The organism is Bacteroidota bacterium (genome assembly GCA_016720935.1).
Classification (GTDB): Bacteria; Bacteroidota; Bacteroidia; order AKYH767-A; family 2013-40CM-41-45; genus JADKJP01.
Window position 1 is genome coordinate 795115 of record JADKJP010000006.1, and the last position, 18900, is coordinate 814014.

At 41.3% G+C, this 18900-nt stretch carries 9 protein-coding genes; 4 read left to right on the top strand and 5 right to left on the bottom strand.

Annotated elements, in window-relative coordinates:
• The first annotated feature begins 94 nt into the window (after positions 1-94).
• Entirely contained in the window at positions 95-1921 is a 1827-nt protein-coding gene (asnB, locus tag IPP86_11615) for an asparagine synthase (glutamine-hydrolyzing) (protein ID MBL0139160.1), read from the top strand.
• Between the two features lie 34 nt (positions 1922-1955).
• Here the strand turns inward: asnB and IPP86_11620 are convergent, their stop codons facing one another.
• The 4 genes from IPP86_11620 to IPP86_11635 all read right to left on the bottom strand — a co-directional run bounded on the left by IPP86_11620 (position 1956) and on the right by IPP86_11635 (position 7971).
• The gene (locus tag IPP86_11620) at positions 1956-5453 is read right to left on the bottom strand and encodes a PKD domain-containing protein (protein ID MBL0139161.1); all 3498 of its coding nucleotides are present in this window, start codon (positions 5451-5453) and stop codon (positions 1956-1958) included.
• Positions 5454-5682: 229 nt separating this feature from the next.
• Positions 5683-6876, bottom strand: coding sequence for an aminotransferase class V-fold PLP-dependent enzyme (locus tag IPP86_11625; protein ID MBL0139162.1), 1194 nt, complete (start codon positions 6874-6876; stop codon positions 5683-5685).
• Positions 6877-6952: 76 nt separating this feature from the next.
• A complete protein-coding gene (locus IPP86_11630; protein ID MBL0139163.1) occupies positions 6953-7696 on the bottom strand; it encodes a T9SS type A sorting domain-containing protein in 744 nt (247 codons plus the stop codon).
• Positions 7693-7971 (bottom strand): hypothetical protein, encoded by a 279-nt coding sequence (locus tag IPP86_11635; protein ID MBL0139164.1) that lies wholly within the window; start codon positions 7969-7971, stop codon positions 7693-7695. Before IPP86_11635 ends, IPP86_11630 begins: the two co-directional genes overlap by 4 nt.
• 494 nt (positions 7972-8465) lie before the next feature.
• On the opposite strand from IPP86_11635, the gene IPP86_11640 reads away from it, so the two are divergent.
• On the top strand, positions 8466-10715 hold the full coding sequence (locus tag IPP86_11640; GenBank protein MBL0139165.1) for a fibronectin type III domain-containing protein: 2250 nt from the start codon (positions 8466-8468) through the stop codon (positions 10713-10715).
• Between the two features lie 278 nt (positions 10716-10993).
• On the opposite strand, the gene IPP86_11645 is transcribed toward IPP86_11640, so the two are convergent.
• Positions 10994-11863, bottom strand: a complete 870-nt coding sequence (locus tag IPP86_11645; GenBank protein ID MBL0139166.1) for a cyanophycinase — start codon at positions 11861-11863, stop codon at positions 10994-10996.
• 191 nt (positions 11864-12054) lie between these two features.
• Here IPP86_11645 and cphA point away from each other — a divergent pair, with 191 nt between their 5' ends.
• Both cphA and IPP86_11655 read left to right on the top strand, forming a co-directional pair.
• Positions 12055-14709, top strand: a complete 2655-nt coding sequence (gene cphA / locus IPP86_11650; protein ID MBL0139167.1) for a cyanophycin synthetase — start codon at positions 12055-12057, stop codon at positions 14707-14709.
• A gap of 310 nt (positions 14710-15019) precedes the next feature.
• Complete coding sequence (locus IPP86_11655; GenBank protein ID MBL0139168.1) at positions 15020-18856, top strand: gliding motility-associated C-terminal domain-containing protein; 3837 nt, start codon at positions 15020-15022, stop codon at positions 18854-18856.
• The last annotated feature ends 44 nt before the right edge of the window (positions 18857-18900 follow it).

Here is an 18900-nt window from a genome sequence, read left to right on the forward strand (position 1 = left end):
CCAACCACTAAGCACCAACCACTAAGCACCAACCACTAAGCACCAACCACTAATAACTAATAACCAATAACCAATAACCAATAACTAAGTACACGTGTGCGGCATAGCAGGTTTTATTGATCCCCGAATAAGTGCTCAGGATGCTCCGGCTCTGCTGGAACGCATGTTGAGTTCCATTGCCCACCGCGGTCCGGATGCAAGAGGAACTTATTTCCACGAGTCCATGGCAATTGGTCAGAACCGCCTCAGCATCATTGATCTGAGCGCCGATGGTAATCAGCCGATGCATTATTTCAATGCAAGCATTGTCTACAATGGAGAGATCTATAATTACAAAGAACTTCGTGAAACATTAATTCAAAAAGGTTATCGCTTTAAGACCGCTTCGGATACGGAGGTGATATTGGCGAGTTATCGGGAGTATGGAGAAAATTGTGTTCAGCACTTTGTTGGAATGTGGGCCTTCGCTTTATGGGATCATGAATCAAAATATCTTTTTTGTTCACGTGACCGGTTTGGAATAAAACCTTTTTTTTACCTGAATGAAGGTGACAGGTTTTATTTTGGTTCTGAATACAAAGCTTTAAAGCCATCTCCTTTATTTACGAATAATGTCAATTGGGCTCAGGTCAGTCGTGGATTGCAAATGGGTTGGAATACCTATGCGGATGAAACTTATTTTGAAGTTTTAAAAGCATTGCCTGCTGCATCGAACCTGATTTTTCGGAATGGACAAATTAAAATCGAGAAATACTGGGATGTCCCGGAAGGAAATAGATTTGAAGGTACTGCTCAGGAAAAGGCGGATCGTTTTCGTGAATTGTTCATGGATAGTATTCGTTTGCACATGCGCAGCGATGTGGAAGTGGGAGGTTGCTTAAGTGGCGGCCTGGATAGTTCCGCAATTGCATCTGCTGTTGCGAAAGAATTTCCATCTTCAGATTTTCAGACATTTACCGTTTATTATGACGGAGAAAATGAGGTGGATGAAAGACCATGGGCAAATGAGGTGATCAAAAAGTATCCTGTACTGAAGCCGCATTTCATGAAGCCTTCCATGGATCAGGTTGGTGAATCATTTGATCGTGCTTTGTATCATGCGGATGTTCCTGTCGCAGGTTCATCCCCTTTATCACAATATTTCGTGATGCAGCTTGCAGCTCAAAACAAAATTAAAGTGTTGCTTGACGGACAAGGAAGTGATGAATATTTGGGTGGATACATGCATTCATTTTATCGTTTGATTGGCGGATTGTTTAAGTCGGTTCATCCTTTGAGAGCATTTAGTGAATTTCGGTCGCATGGAAAAATGCAAAAGATGACATTGACGAAGCAGAGTGATGTACTTCTAAAAAGTATGATCACAATGTTTGTCCCCGAACAAAAGGCATACGGATTAGAGTATAAGAGTTATTTTCCTTTTCTTGGACCGGATCAGGCTATTCCTTTTCATTTGAAGCAAAGAAATGAAAGTCCTTTAAAACAGTTTTTATACCATTTGTTATTCACAACCTCTCTGCCAACCTTACTCCAATTTGAGGATAGGAATAGCATGGCCTTTAGCATAGAATCAAGAGTTCCTTTTTTAGATCATCGATTGGTTGAGTTTGCTTTTTCATTAGATGACCGGGATTTGATTCACGATGGAGAAACAAAAAGTATTCTAAGAAAATCCATGAGCGGAATAATGCCTGATCAGATTATTAACAGAAGAGATAAAAAGGGATTTGTCACTCCCGGCGAGGTAAAATGGTTGCGAGGACCTTTGAAATTTCTAATGGATATTGATGAGAAAAAAATAGATCGTCTGCATGTTCAACGTGTACGTTCCATTATCCGTGATTTTAATGCGGGAGATAACAAAAACGCGAATCTCGTTTGGAGAATCGCGGTCTTAAATTATTGGTTGAAAAAAATATAGGAATTTTTCTTTTTGAAAGCTCAAATTTAGAGCCTTATCTGGTGAGCATGATCATGCCGGTTTTTTGAACGTTGTTTCCTCTCAATAAATATACATAAATACCTTCCGGAGATCTTTTGTTCAGATAAGTTCCGTCCCAGGTTGCATCCAATGCATCTTCAGAATGAAGAATTTGTTCGCCCCATCTGTTGAAAATATCAAAGGTATAGGTATCACAATTGCTCCAACCGAATAATTTAAATATATCGTTGATGCCATCTCCATTTGGTGTAAATGAATTTGGAATAAATATTCTTTCTCCAATTTCAGTATTAACAACAATCATTTTGGTTAATTTATTAGCGCAAGGCGTGTTTTCATTCACGGTCAATGATAATGGAAAAGAAGTGCCTGTTAAAGGTATTTCGAAGGATGGATTCTTTGTTTTGCTTGTATCGGTGCTGTTAAAAATCCATTGATACGATGTAACCTGATCCACAATAGACGTGAGTACCAGCTGTCCATTGCAGGAATCAATGTTTGCTTCAAAATATGCCGGTGTGAAACGGATCACAGAAATATTTTTTGTGATAGTGTCTTTACAACTCTCCTGTGATTCAACATACAATTGAATGTTGTAATTTCCTGAGCTGGCATATGTATTCGAAGGATTTTGCTGAGTACTTGTATTTCCGTCTCCCAAATCCCAGGCGTAAGAAGCTGAGGCGGAAGAAAGGTTAAATAACTGTATTACGGAATCGCATGTTTGATAAGATAATTGAAAATCCGCGTGCGGTAATGGTGCAAGATTTATTGTTTTTTGCAGACTATCAATACATCCATTGGTTGTTGAGGCATTTAGTTGGATGGTGTAATCCCCGGAATTAATGTACTGATGGTTTTCATTGGAATTTGTGCCAGTGGATTGATCACCAAAATACCACACATAGGAATCTGAATTTGTTGATTGATTTATTAGTTGTACTTGGTATTTACAGGTATCAATATTCAGAATGAAATCACTGGTCGGTTTTGGTTCGATGGAGATTGTTTTAGATAATGTATCTACACAACCATTTCCATCTGTAATAATAAGTGTAGCTGAATGTACTCCACTGGTGGCAAAGTCATGATTGGGACTTACATTCTGATTTGTCGTGCCATCGCTGAAAGTCCATGTTTGTAAATTATAATTTGATGATTGATTTGAGAATTGAACTATTGTACTGCACGGCGGAATTGAATAGGTGAAATCAGCCACAGGAAGTGGTGATAGTTGGATAGTGTTTTGTGTAGTGTCCTTACAACCGTAGTTTGATGTTGTAACCAGTGACACATTAAATTGTCCGGTGGTAGTATAATTGTGTATCGCATTTGTGCCATTGCCGGAAATACCATCTCCGAAATTCCAGTTAAAAGTAATACCGGCAGTAGAAGTATTTGTAAACTGAATGCTCGCTGAACATGGAGTAACCTGATAGGTAAATGAACTGGAAGGCAGTGGTGGGAAGGTAATTGTTTGAGCAATGGTATCTCTGCAACCCGTTGTAGAATTTGAAGCTATGAGTTGAACAGAATAGGTTCCGGAATTCAAATAAGTATGAACAGGATTTGATTGCGAATTGGAATTCCCGTCTCCAAAAGTCCAGGTATAAGAATTAGCGTTTTGGGATGTATTGTTCCCTGTAAAATTCAAACTGCAGGTGTCAAGACTGAACGTAAAATTTCCGGTTGTCGCATTGTTAATGTTTATACTTTGATTTGAGGTGTCACGACAACCGGTGGTTGTATCAGTTGCTATCAATACAATCGTGTAGGGACCTGCATTGGAATATGCGTGAGTCGGATTTTGGTTGGTACTTGTTGTTCCATCACCGAATTGCCAGAGGTAACTATTGGCAAACTGCGAACTGTTGGTAAATCCCACCTGCAAATCACATGAAATTAATTGTGTATTGAATGAACATACAGGTTTTCTATTGATGTTGACGGTATTGGTAATTGTATCCCTGCAACCACTAACAGTATCAATAGCAATTAATGTTATTGTGAAATTCCCTTGTGACGAATAAGAATGTGATTGAGAAAAACCACTGGCATTTGTTCCGTCTCCGAAGTTCCATTGATAATTGTTAGCGTTTATTGAATTATTGGTAAACTGAACCAATTCGCCCTGACAAAGCGAGTTTGAAGATTGGAAACTTGCATTTGGATTTGCGTTTAGTACATTGATATATGCCGGCTTTGTTAGAACAAGTGTATCCCCGCAAGCGACCATTCTGAGTGTGACATCATAGGTTCCGGAATTAGAATAATGATGAGTCGTTATTTCATTATTGGAAGTTGCTCCATCACCAAAATTCCATTCCCACCATGTTCCTAAACAGGAAGAATCTCGGAACATGTATTCTGAACAATTGCCTGTTGCATTTGCTTCAAACCAAATAAAAGCAGGTGTAGTTGTGGTTCCTGGCAATTCCCCTTGAATGGCACTTGGCAAAGAAGAACGCATTCCTGATGCGGAAATGAAAACTCCATTGTGATTATATCCAATGCCGGCAATTGTACTTGCATTAGGATTGGCGACTTCTGCCAGATAGTCTTGATTGTAATTGGGGCTTACATACAGTCGTCCATTTCCCGCAAGTTCAATTACTCCAATATATCTACCCATCAAAGGGTCGATTAATTCAACCGCATTTGCAGTAAAATTAATTCTTCCAAAATCAGAATCGTCAGTAGTCACATTTCCTACATAATACAATTTGGAATTATCCGGTGACCATTCTATTCCATGAATTTGGTCGGTAGAAACACTCCAGTCAACCCGGTTGGATACAGTTCCGGAAAGAAAATCGAAGTCCCACACAATGATGTCAGGATCATTTGGATTGTCACGATGCGTCGAAAAGGCTAATTTTGTATTGTCAGGTGATAGTTCCAGTTCATATGGTCCGTAATTAAAAGTTTGATTAAATGTTACTGTTGCAATTACAGTTGGTGAACCGATTCCGACATCTGAAATCAGATAACGAAGGATGTTGTATTGAGTGGTACTGATAATTTCTGGTACGATTAACCATCTACATCCGGTAGGGAGTTGATGCGAAACAGTTTTCCCTTCACCAATATTATTTCCGATTAAAGTATTTTTCCGAATAACATCGCCATTTCCCGAATTCAATGACATATCGACTACAGAATAATATAGATTTGAAGGAAGCACACTCGAGTGAACCATGTAGTATTTATTAGTAGTACAGGGAATCCTGACTACTGCTGATTCCTGAGTACTATTGTTGCATAGTAATCCTGTTCCATTAGGCATCACATTATACCCCGCATCCCTTACTTCAATGAAATTGTTCATGTAAACTAAATGAGTGAACAAAATATTATTTGAGGCATCGGTCATGATGTTGTTGTCTTCATTATCACCTAATGCTACCGAGTAACCATATCCCGCTGCGGAAGAAGATACCGTTGGAATTGGTGTGCTGAAATCAACAAGATAGGATTGCCCGAAAGTGTCCCTTACCAACCATTTCATCATTTGTGAAAAAGTCGGGTTTGAAAAGAAAATAAAAAATAAGATTAAAAAATCTTCTAAATTGTTGCATGATGACCCGAAGTCATATGCAATATATCAAATTTCGGCATGAGGTGAAATATTTAACAAAAAATATTGGTGAATATTAATTATTTCACAAAAAAAGAGGGTAATATAGTTCGCAATCTTCGTTCTTTAATAACGTACCCAATAAATGAACAATTATGCAATTTTATGATCCCGCCTCCCTCAACACCTCCCCCAAATACTCATACTGCTCCAAAGAGTTATACGCTTGCGCTGAGATGCGGATCCAGATGCGGGGATTGGAATGTGGCCAGGCGTGGATGGGGATCTGGATTTTGTATTTATTGTAGAGCATCCTGCCAAAAGGATGAGTATGATTAAAGAAATATTCAGGACGCTCGTAAGGAATAGGTAATGGAATGGTTGAAAGGGAACCAAGCAATTCGTCCGGTGCCGGGGCTTCGGTATTAAGGGCTTGCAGGATTTTGTTCCTGCCCTGGATCAGCAAATCATGATTGTGTTTACGTAAGGTGGGCCAGTTCTGCAGCATGGATCCCATGTATTCGATAGCGTCTGCTACACACAAGGAGGCACTGTAATCATTTGTTCCCGGCCAGAAAAATTGACCTGACCATTTTCTTTCTTCAAGAGGTCTGTCATAAGAATGTCCTGTTGTCAAAGGGAGAAAATTCTTTTGTCTGTCTTCGCGAACGTGAAGCAAAGCGGAACCTTTCGGCGAACAAATCCATTTGTGACAATTTCCTGTATAGAATTCAGCACCGATATTGTCGATATCAAGATCCAGCATGCCCGGAGCATGAGCACCATCGATGATGACAACAATTCCTTTTTCCTGTAAAATTTTCGTGAGTTTTTTGACGGGGAAAATGATTCCTGTTGCGGAAGTGACGTGATCAATTAATGCGAGCCGGGTTTTAGGCGTGATGGCCTTTACAAAAGCATCAATAATTTCATCTTCTGTTTTCAATGGAAAGGGAACTGAAGCGGTGATTACATTCGCTTTCCATTTTTGCGCAAAAGCCAGCAAGGCATTGTTACATGCCGAGTAATTGTGATTATGCGTAAGGATTTCATCACCGGGATTCAGACTCAGATTCTTCAAAACCAGATTCACACCGGTCGTGGCATTCGGGACAAATACGAGATCTTTTGCTTTACAGCCGGTGAATCTGGCAAGCGTTTCTTTTGATTGCCAGGCCAATTCCTCCAGATCCTCAACCATGAAACGGACAGGATCAGATTCCATTTGGGTCCGATAAGTATTTTGCTTTTCCAGCACTTTGATTGGACATGCGCCAAAAGAACCGTGATTGAGAAAAACTATTTCAGGGTTTAATTGCCAGTGTTTGGCGTAAGTGGAGTAGGAAGGGAAATTCATGTGGCAAATGAACAAAAATTTGCGCACATGAATTTCCCTTTACTATGAATTTAACTCATTTTATGAAATGTGTGCTCTACCTCACGGATAATTTATACATGTGGTTTTGTGTGTTGGTAATCAACTGCAATTCATACACTCCGGAACAAAGATCCGCAGTTGAAATTTTGAAATAATTCTCGCCGGAATTGATGTTTCCATTATGAACCGTTCTTACTATTCTGCCGTTCAGATCATAGATATTTATCTTTGCGTTTTGAATTGTCGCTGAGTTAATTTTCAATTGCGTCTGGTCGGAAGCCGGATTAGGGAAAATAATTACATCTTCTCCAACTGCTGCATTAGGAATGCTTGTATTTTGAGTTCTGTAGCCAACAGCTTTTGAATAGGTCGTATTTCCCTGAGAAGTATTGGAAGAGAATACAATTTGAAATATGGGCTCCCGGATTCCATCGGCATACCAATTATAACTTTCATTATAATCATAAGTCAATGTGATCTGACCAAAAATATTGCTTGAATCCATTGAGGACACAATCGCTTTTATACGAAGTACATTCTGATAAGTAGCTTCCGGTAATACCAGTGAACCATAGCCATCAGCCGTTACTTCTGAAGTTCCGGAATGATAGGATGGGAAACCAAATGCGGAACCAACTGCTTCAAAGGGATCCGTGAAAGTTGAATTGTAGGTGAACGGAAATTCTAACATCGTTTGCGGATCACTGAATTGTTCGAGAAAAACACTTCCGGAAATGCCGTTAAATACATACGCGTTACTTGTCACCGTATAATACATGGCCATCGTGCTGTCTATCATGTGCGCAACTGTTGTTCCCGGAAAAATGATGAGCCGGACGTGGTAGCCGGATCCACATAATTTGCAACGACAGGTGTTCCATCCGGAACAAGTGAAGAGAAATTCCATTGAACATTCGCGCCACTATTGCCTTGTAGTACTCCGGTCGTATCACAGCCTTGAGAATAAAAGATATCACCCGGTACAGGAGTACAGGAGCTGGTCAGCGTAATCTGTGCATTGCCGGTCAGTGCAATGAATACCAAACTCAGAATGGTTAGTAGAGAAGTTTTCATGGCTTTGGATTTAATTTTAATTCTAATAATTTACTCTTATTTCAAAGTGAATGCAATGATTCCTGTCAGAGAATACTCCGTGCAGTTTGAGTTGCAACTGAATATTATTTTTTCGGAAGAATCAACTCTGTGGATCGTCTACAGTATTTGGTTTTATTCTATTGAAAATATGTTTATGGTTTCCTGTTTTTTCGCAGGATATTGATAAGAATTTAGAATGAAATTTCCTTTTTATTCTGAAATAATTCTGGAGAAAACAAGAGAGAAAATCCAGAATGTCTTCATGCTGATGACAAGATTGTAGAGTGGGGAATCTGGGCTTTAAATGAATATCCCATCATGGGTAATTTATTCCTCAACTCAAATCGTTTTTGTTGAAATTCATTCTGAAAATTTAAGGCACAATTATTTCACATGAGTCTGTGAAATACACGGCAACCTCTTTTTATTCTGCGAAGGTGCCGGGAGAATTAAACAGTTTAAATGATCGAGCAATGAAAAAATTATTTACCAGGGTATTGCCAGGATGGTTCATCCTGCTATTTGCATTTGCAGCATTCACCTCAAATGCACAAACAACAACATTGATTCCCGCGAATTCCGTTTTCAAGTATCTTGACAACGGATCGAATCAGGGCACAAATTGGAGATTAGCTTCATTCAACGATGCCACCTGGTCGCAAGGCGCTGCAGAACTGGGTTTTGGAGATAGTCCTGTGACAAAAATTACAAGTGGCAAGCTGGCCTACTATTTTAGAAAAACAGTCAGCATTTCAAATCCAACACAGTATTCCAGTCTGACGCTCAAAGTGAGACGAGATGACGGTATCGTGGTGTATGTGAACGGTACAGAAGTGTACCGCAACAACATGCCTACGGGAACAATTGCTTATAACACCAGGGCTTCGAGTACTTGTTCGGATGATGGAAGTTCTGTGTTGACAACAACATTGGCGAACTCACTTTTCATCAATGGAAATAATGTAATCGCCGCGGAAGTACACAATCGTTCAGCAAGTTCTAGCGACGTGACTTTTGAATTGCAGTTACTCGGTAATACAACAGCCGCAAGTACATGTGGAATTCCGGATGTAAATCAGTTTGGAACCTTGAATAAAACTGCAACCTCTGCAAGTCCTTATTGGGTTGGAATATCGGGAGCGACGAGTTATAATGTAGAATACAGAATCAGAAATATTGGAGCTGCTTATTCGGCACCAATCAGTACGAGTACAACAGCACTTACAATCACCGGTTTGCAGCCTTCTTCAAATTATGAATTCATTGTTCAGTCGGTTTGTCCTTCCGGAGTGAGTGCATTTTCTCAAAGCGGATGGTTTACCACTTTGGCCGGAACCGGTACTGCATGTGATCTTCCGGCAGGTTTATCCGTGAGCAATATGGGTACAACTACAGCTACTCTGAACTGGAACACTGTTTCTGCTGCCACAAGTTATAAAGTGCAATACCGGAAATCCGGTACCACTACATGGACTTCCGCGAATGCAAGTACCAATTCACTCGCTATATCCGGATTGACAGCGACTACATTGTATGAATTCCAGGTACAGACAGTTTGCAGTTCCGGATCAAGTGCATTTAGCTCCAGCTCTTCGTTCACGACAAATGGCACTCCGGGAATAGCTGTTCCCGCGTTTACTCACATTGTTGTAGTAATTGGAGAGAATACTAATGCAAGTTCTGTGAATGGAAGCGCTGCCGCGCCATATATCAACAGTCTTGCAAATGCAGGCGCGAAGTTTTCGAATTCTTATGCAATTACGCATCCGAGTCAGCCGAATTATCTGCAATTGTTCTCAGGTTCAAATCAGGGAGTGACAGATGATAATACACCGTCCGCGCATTTTACTTCAGCGAATCTTGCACGCGAACTGGTGAATGCCGGAAAATCTTTTATCAATTATTCAGAAGGTTTGCCTTCTGTAGGATATGATGGAGGTTCATCAGGTTTGTATGTCCGCAAACACAATGCTGTAGCGAACTGGATGGGAACAGGTACGAACCAGGTTTCTACAACCCTGAACCAACCATTCACAAGCTTCCCTACAAATTACAGTTCACTTCCGGGTGTCAGTTTTGTTATTCCTGATTTGTGTAACGATGGTCATGATGTGTGCGCCCCGATCAGTAATCGCACCACACAATTTGATCGTTGGGTTCAAAATAATCTGGATGCTTACAAACAGTATTGTGCCAACCCGGCAAACAATTCTTTGCTGATTGTTACATACGATGAAGATGATTTTACATCAACCAATAAAATCTTCACTGTGTTTTATGGTGCTCATGTTCTCACCGGTACTTATGCGCAAACCATTAATCATTACAACGTTTTGCGTACAATTGAAGAAGCGATGGGTTTAACGACTCATGCCGGAGCTGCTGCAAGCAGTACTTCAATTAATTATTGCTGGTCGGCCACGGCTCGTGTAGGTGAAGTACAAGGTGTGGATGCCGTTGCGGTTAAATACCAATTGCAGGTTTACCCCAATCCTGTCAACGATCTGTTGAACATAGAATTTCAAACCGAAAATACTGAGCCGGTTTCAATATCGATCTACTCACTCACCGGACAGATTGTTTATTCGAAAACTGAATCTGCAGTAAGCGGAAGCAATACGATCAGTGTAAATATGGATCAAAATAGTTTATCAAAAGGATTATATATTCTGAAACTTGATTTTTCAGGAGAAAAATATTTCCAGAGAATTATTAAGAATTAATTCGGTCAGGTTTAATTGCCTTCTGAGGGATCATGTGAATTGATTTTTCAGGAGGCAATTTTATTTTAATTATACCTGGTTGAAAAAATATTGTATCACAAAGCGACACTAAGGTGACACAAAGTACACCAAGCGGTTTTGTATATAAATCATAGTGAACTTTGTGTAACAAAATTCTTCAGCAATGTTTAAAGTGCCACAATGAGCTTTTAAATAAAACCTATGGCTATAAAAAAAGCGGCAAAAGCCGCTTTAATATTTTTTCAGAAATTGATTTCTTATTTATTCACCATTGCTTCCGCGTAGAACTTACGTTCTTTAAGATCGAAATGATTTCCTTTCGCCATAACATGCACGATAAGGTTTTCAATGGAGATAGGGGATCCTTCTTTCAGATCAGCAATGTTGGTATGGCGAATGTTATGTCCATCAATGATGATGATCAAACCTGAACCAACAGCTTCCATGTAACGGCCTTCTGTAACGAGTACGCCAGTATCTTCTCCCAAACCAATTCCTGTACAGGAAGGGTTGGCGGCAACAGCCTGAGTGAGACGACCAAATCGTCCGCGTTTTACAAAATGAGAATCGATGATCACATCCTTCATGAAACCGAGTCCGGTTGTAATTTTCACTTCGCCTTTCAGCAAAGCTTCAGAACTGCTACCCTGGTAAATCATGGTATTTGACATGGCCATTGCACCCGCGCTTGTTCCGGCGATAACGAATCCGGTTTCGTGCATGTAGCGTTCGGAGAGTATTTCGAGAAATTCAGTTCCGCCAAAGATGGAAGAGAGGCGCAATTGATTCCCGCCACTCATGAGTACACTGTCGCAATTCCGAATCCGTTCGAGTATTTCCGGTTTTTGAGCATCTTCACGGTTACGGATATCCATGACCCTGATTTTCTTTCCGCCCAGTTTTCCAAACGCGTCGAGATAATTTTGTCCGACTTCTTCAGGAATAGAAGAGGCACTGGTGATGACTTCAATATATGCATCGTGACCGCCTGCTTCGTGCATGATACGGCTCAGAATCTGAAGCTCAAAAAAATTAAGATTGTTTTTCTGTGCATAATTCGGTTCCGGCTCAGTGCCTTTGTCCTCATTACCACCGATGGAAAACAGCTTTCCTTTTGGGATTTCCATAATTTAGATTAAGAATAATCGGGCGCAAAGATAAAATTCCAGTCCGAATAGAGCCCTTTTCTGACAAGTGTTTTCAACGTTTTTCCCAGCTGAAAGATTCAGAAATGAGCAATATTTCATGTTTTCTTTGACTTTTCGCAAAATCTCGCTACTTTGAACGTCTGTTATTTTGTAAAAATACCCTACCAAGTATGAAAATCGTCGAAATACGCGCCATGAAAGGCCCGAATTACTGGTCAATTCGCCGCCACAAACTGATTGTGATGAAGCTGGATATTGAAGAATTGGAGGATTTGCCTACCAATAAAATCCAGGGTTTTGCTGAAAGGCTTGAGAAAACCTTTCCCACACTTTTTGAACACGAATGTTCGGAAGGACATGCAGGTGGTTTTTTTAAACGTGTTCGCGAAGGTACCTGGATGGGACATGTGATTGAACATCTTGCACTGGAGTTGCAGACACTCGCAGGGATGGATACCGGTTTTGGAAGAACTAGAAGTACCGGACAACACGGTGTGTACAATGTCGTGTTTAGTTACATGGAAGAAAAAGTGGGTGTGTACGCGGCAAGAGCAGCAGTAAGAATTTGCGGCGAAATGGTGCATGGTGATGTCTTAAATATTGATGAGGATATCCAGCGATTGCGTGAATTGCGTGAAGAAGAACGTCTGGGTCCTTCTACAGGTTCCATTGTTGAAGAAGCGATCAAACGCAAAATTCCATGGATCCGTCTGAACCGTCATTCTCTGGTGCAATTGGGATATGGAAAAAATCAACGTCGCATTCAGGCGACGGTGGCAAGTACAACAAGTTCTATTGCTGTTGAAGTTGCATGTGATAAAGAAGAAACAAAAAATCTTCTCGAAGCCGCATCTGTTCCTGTTCCACGTGGACGTGTTGTTTACGATGAAGAAGATCTGGAGTCGGCGATTCGTCGTATTGGTTATCCTGTAGTATTAAAGCCTGTTGGCGGAAATCACGGAAGAGGAGCAACCATCAATGTCACAACATGGGAGGATGCTGTCACCGCTCTTGCAGCGGCGAAAAGAATTTCCCGTGGTGTGATTGTAGAAAAATTTATCACAGGTTATGATCATCGCTTGTTGGTGATTGATTACAAATTTGTCGCGGGAGCGAAACGTACTCCGGCGATGGTTACCGGTGATGGAAAACATACCATTCAGCAGTTGATCGAAAATGTCAACAAAGATCCGAGAAGAGGATATGGTCATGAAAAAGTTTTGACATCGATCAAGATTGACGATACTACTCTGGCGATGTTGCAGGAAAAGGAACTCACACTTGAATCAGTCTTGAAGAAAGGGGAGGAGCTTCACCTGAAACGCACAGCGAATTTAAGTACTGGCGGAACTTCCACGGATGTCACTGACATTGTGCATCCGTACAATGTCTTCATGGCGGAGCGAATTGCAAGAATCATTGGTCTGGATATTTGCGGTATCGATATCATGACTCCGGATATCAGTGTTCCCATGCATGAAAATGGTGGTGCCGTGCTTGAAGTAAATGCAGGTCCGGGATTCCGCATGCACATTGCACCTGCAGAGGGATTGCCAAGAAACGTTGCCGAGCCGGTCATTGATATGCTCTATCCTCCGGGAGTGAGTTCACGAATTCCGATCATCGCGATTACAGGAACGAATGGAAAAACTACCACTACACGACTGATGGCACACATGGTGAAAACTATGGGACATAAAGTCGGATTTACAACAACGGACGGAATCTATATTCAGAATCAAATGGTCGAAGCCGGTGATTGTACTGGTCCGATCAGTGCCGAATTTGTATTGAAAGATCCTACTGTTGATTTCGCGGTGCTGGAATGCGCACGTGGCGGAATTCTGAAAGCCGGACTTGGTTTTCACAACTGTGATATTGGTATCGTTACCAATGTCGCCGCGGATCACCTTGGACTGAAAGACATCAATACCATTGAAGAAATGGCGAGAGTAAAAGGTGTTGTCGCTGAGAGTGTACTTCCGGATGGTTACGCGATTTTGAATGCGGATGATGACCTGGTTTATGAGATGCGTAAAACTGTAAGCAGTAATGTCGCATTGTTCAGTCTGGATGAACACAATCCAAGAATCCTTAAGCATTGTGAAAAAGGTGGTATCGCGGCAATTGTAGAAAACGGATATGTGACCATTTGCAAAGGAACATGGAAGATTCGTGTACATAAAGTGGTAAACATTCCTCTTACCTTTTCCGGTAAGGCGATCTTTATGATTCAGAATATTCTTCCGGCAGTGATTGCGGGTTTTGTGAGCGGATTTAAAGTGGATGATATGCGTCTTGCTTTGGAAACATTTATCCCTTCACCTTCATTGACTCCGGGACGAATGAATATGTTCAAGTTCAAGAATTTCGAAGTGATGGTCGATTACGCGCACAACCCTGCCGGATTCCAGGCGATAGCCAGATTCCTCGATCGTATCGATGCAAAACCAAAAGTCGGTATCATCGCCGGTGTTGGTGACAGGAGGGATGAGGATATTATTTCACTCGGATCACTCGCTTCTCAGATGTTTGATGAAATTATTATTCGTCAGGATAAAAATCTCCGTGGCCGTTCTGAGCAGGAGATCATTGATCTCATGATGAAAGGTGTTCAGATGCACGATGCGAAAAAGAAGGTGACAGTAATGCCAAAAGAATCGGAAGCGATTGAATATGCATTACGAAACGCGAAAAAAGGATCTTTCATCACCATTTGCAGCGATGTGGTTCCGGATGCATTGGGTCAGATTATGAAGTATAAGGAAGAAGAGGATCACTTTATAATTCAGAAGGAGGATATACCATCTCCGGTCATCCTTTAATATGCCTTTTAAAGAGTAATAAGTTGACTGTACTTTTTAACTTAATTACTTCAATATCAATTTGATTTATTCATATTGAATTGTTGAAAATTTAACCCTGCTTCCACACGAAGCAGGGTTTTTTATTACATTTTTATCGCATCAAAATTACAAGGGTAAAATCCGGAGATCAGGATTTTAGTTAAAAAATGGAACTTTTGTCTCTTGATTGAAGTAAAAGATTAGAATTTCTTACAATTTGAATCGTCAGGTCGATCGTCTGATGGTTTTTTTTCTTTGAACAGATCTTGGAATTAAAATATTAAGACTCATGAAACAAATCCTACGCAGGTTAATTTTGTTGATTTCGCTGGCTTCAACAGCGGGTATCCTGCCAAAGAAGGCAATGGCAACACACCTTGTCGGATCTGACATTTCCTACACTTGTCTGGGTGGAAATACTTATCGTGTAGAACTGACATTTTACAGGGATTGCAAAGGCTCATTGCCACCTCTCGGAGTTGGTATAGCTTTTCGCTCAGCAAGCTGTAACCAGTTTTTTACGGATACACTTTTGCAGGTTGCCGGAACCGGAGGGGAAATCACTTATCCTTGTCCAACCGCGATTTCATCCTGTGAAGATCCGAACTCTACGCTTCCGGGTATACAACAATACCGTTATTCCGGGATCATCACCTTCCCGATGCAATGTGCCGATTGGGTTATCTCCTGGTCGTATTGCTGTCGTAACTGTGACATCACAACTCTTAATCTTCCTTCACCCTGTGTAGTAGGTTCAAATCCGGGTATGTATGTTGAAACGACACTCGACAATTTAAATTTCAGTTGCAATTCATCTCCTCAATTTAGTAACGTACCTGTAGCTTTCCTATGTGTAGGACAGAATTTTACCTATAACCATGGCGTTACTGACCCTGATGGCGATTCACTTGTTTATTCACTGGTAGATCCTTTGCAGGATTCACTCGGACAAGTGATATCAGTTCCATTCCTTCCGGGATACAGTGGAACCAATCCGATTTCATCTTCTCCTGCAATCACCATCGATCCACAAACCGGAGATTTGGTAATGACACCGACTCAGATTGAAATTGGTGTTCTCTCAGTATTGGTACAGGAATATCGCAACGGACAATTAATTGGCAGTGTGGTACGAGACATGGAATTTTATGTACGCAATTGCACAAATAATTTGCCGACAGCTTCCGGTATCAATGGTACCAACGTTCGTGACACAACAATTTGTCCCGGACAGCAATTGTGTTTTGACATTACTTCCGATGATGTCGATGCAGGTCAGATTGTAACCATGACCTGGAATCAGGGTATTACCGGTGCAACTTTTACCACTTCAGGATTTCCGTATCCTACAGGGAATTTCTGCTGGACACCTCCTGCAGGAAGCATCAATCCAAACCCTTATACATTTACTGTAACTGTGCTTGACGACAACTGTCCGAACAGCGGCTTCCAGATTTACTCCTTTAATATATATGTAAACTCGCCGTTATCTGCGGTGAACAGTACTGATATTTCCTGTCATGGTTTAACGGATGGATCGGCGACAGCTGTTCCAAGTTCTTCAACCGGAAACTATACCTATTCCTGGGTACCCGGGAATTTTAACACTGCAACCATTACAAACTTGTCTGCAGGTACATATACTGTAACTGCAACCGAATCCAATTCAGGATGTGTGGCTACGCAAACTGTTACTATTGTTGATCCTCCTCAACTGACAACCAGTACAACTGTCAGTTCACAGCCATGCAGTGGAGCCAATACAGGAATTGCAATTGTTGTCGCATCAGGTGGAACACCGGGATACTCTTATTCCTGGGATACAAACCCTGTCACACTGGAAGATACTGCGACAGGATTAGCTGCAGGAGTCTATCATATTATTGTCACCGACAGCAGAGGTTGTGTAACGACTGATTCCGTTACTGTTTCACCTTCATCAACTGCATTAGTTGTAAGTATTGATTCTGTTTCAGGTCCCTTGAATTGTTTTGGGGACACAAACGGATTCGCATCAGTAAGTGTAACAGGTGGTACTCCCGGTTATACTTATACCTGGAATACTGTTCCTCCTCAAAGCGGAACAACAGCGACCAATTTAGCTGCCGGAACTTATGTAATTACCATCACGGATACAGTTGGATGTACGGGCGTTGATAGTGTTACAATTACGTCGGCCCCACAATTGGTGTTGACAGGTTCTTCAACCAATTCATCTTGCGGAGTGGCGAATGGCAGTGCTTCCGTAAGTGTAAGTGGTGGAACACCGGGATATACTTATGCATGGGATACTTTGGGTGCAACCACTTCTGGAATCAACGGCGTTCCTGCCGGCATTTACAATGTTGTTGTAACAGACACCAACGGTTGTTCAAGTTCAGCGGATGTTACAGTTTCTGATAATATTCCATTACCATTTGCATATACAATTGAAAATGTTTCTTGTAATGGTTATGCTGATGGTATCGCTGTTGTCATTCCTGATTCATCTTTGACAGCGCCTTTCACTTATATATGGAATACTGTTCCGCCACAAACTTCCGATACTGCAGTAAGTCTTTCCGCTGGTATTTATATCGCGGGTGTTCAGGACGTGAATGGTTGTTTGTCTTTTGATACTGTTCAGATCACTGAGCCTACACCACTTGTTGTAACAGTGCTTTCGTCAGATGCGACCTGCGCCGGAGACAGTACCGGTATCGCTACCGCTCAGTTGGTGAGTGGAGGAACTAGTCCGTATACATATTCCTGGACACCATATGGTGGAACTTCATCAACAGCGACAAATCTTGTTGCCGGTTCATATAGTTTGTTTGTAATTGACGCCGCTCAATGTTCAACATTTGTGAATGTTCAGATTGATGCGCCTGTAGCAATTGCAGTAACTGTAAACTCTACCATTGAACCGGGATGTTACGGTGGAAATAATGGATCGATTGATATCAGTGTCAGCGGTGGGGTAGGTGTCTACAATTATTCCTGGAATCCCGGAGGAGCTACATCACAGGATCTTTCCGGTGTCGATGCCGGTATATATGTTGTAACTGTTACTGACCAAAACAATTGCTCTACTCAGCAAACAGTAAATCTGAATCAGCCTTCTCCTGTGCTCGCCATTGCGGGACCTGATACAGCAATGTGTTCAGGTACCAGCATTCAAATGGCAGCCAGTTTGCTTTCCGGGCAAACAGGAGTCTGGAGTTCCACAACAGGCATCACTTTTTCAAATACAACTGATCCGAATACTGTAGCAGGGAATTTCAGTCCGGGTTTCAACCTGGTTACATGGACTGTTACCGATGCCAACGGATGTACGGCATCTGATAACGTCACTGTATTTAATTACACAACCTTTATTGCAGATGCCGGCATAGACACTGCATTCTGTGGTCTCGCGCAAATTCAATTGAACGCGACAACATACACCGGATTCAGTGGTATCTGGTCAACATCCGGAAATTCCGCTTTCAATGATCCTACACTTCCAAACGCGCTTGCCGATATTTTGACCTATGGCTCAGATACTCTCACCTGGTTAATTTCAAACGGTGCATGTTCGGGTTCTGATAGCAGAATAGTCAGAGCAGATGAGCCGGTGTCAGCCGAAGCGGGAGCTTATCAGGCGCTTTGCACTGACCATGGTCAATTGGTTGCACTAGGGTTGAACCTTGGTCAGGGTAGTTGGACCATTCAGGCTCCCGGACAGGGAACAATTGTTAACCCTGCAAATGACACTACTGATGTCAGAGCTCTTCAGCCGGGTCAGACTGTTTTTGTCTGGCAGGTAACAAATGGAACATGTTCCGCTTCGGATACGGTTTCTGTGGATTATGATAATCAATGTGATCTTGATTTGCCAACAGGATTTTCTCCGAATGATGATACCTATAATGATGGATATGAAATCAGAGGAATCGAAGGATATCCTTTGAATACTTTCCGTGTGTTTAATCGTTGGGGTAATGAAGTGTACACAAAAGAAAATTATGTGAACACCGATTGGAAAGGTCAGAACAACAGTGGAGAAGATCTTCCTGAAGGAACATATTTCGTTATCCTTACAATTAAGAATTCTGACATAAAGAAGAATACTTACGTTGATTTGAGAAGATATATCGCAAAATAAATTCGAGGAATTTACTTGATTGAATTAATAATTGTTTGAATTTA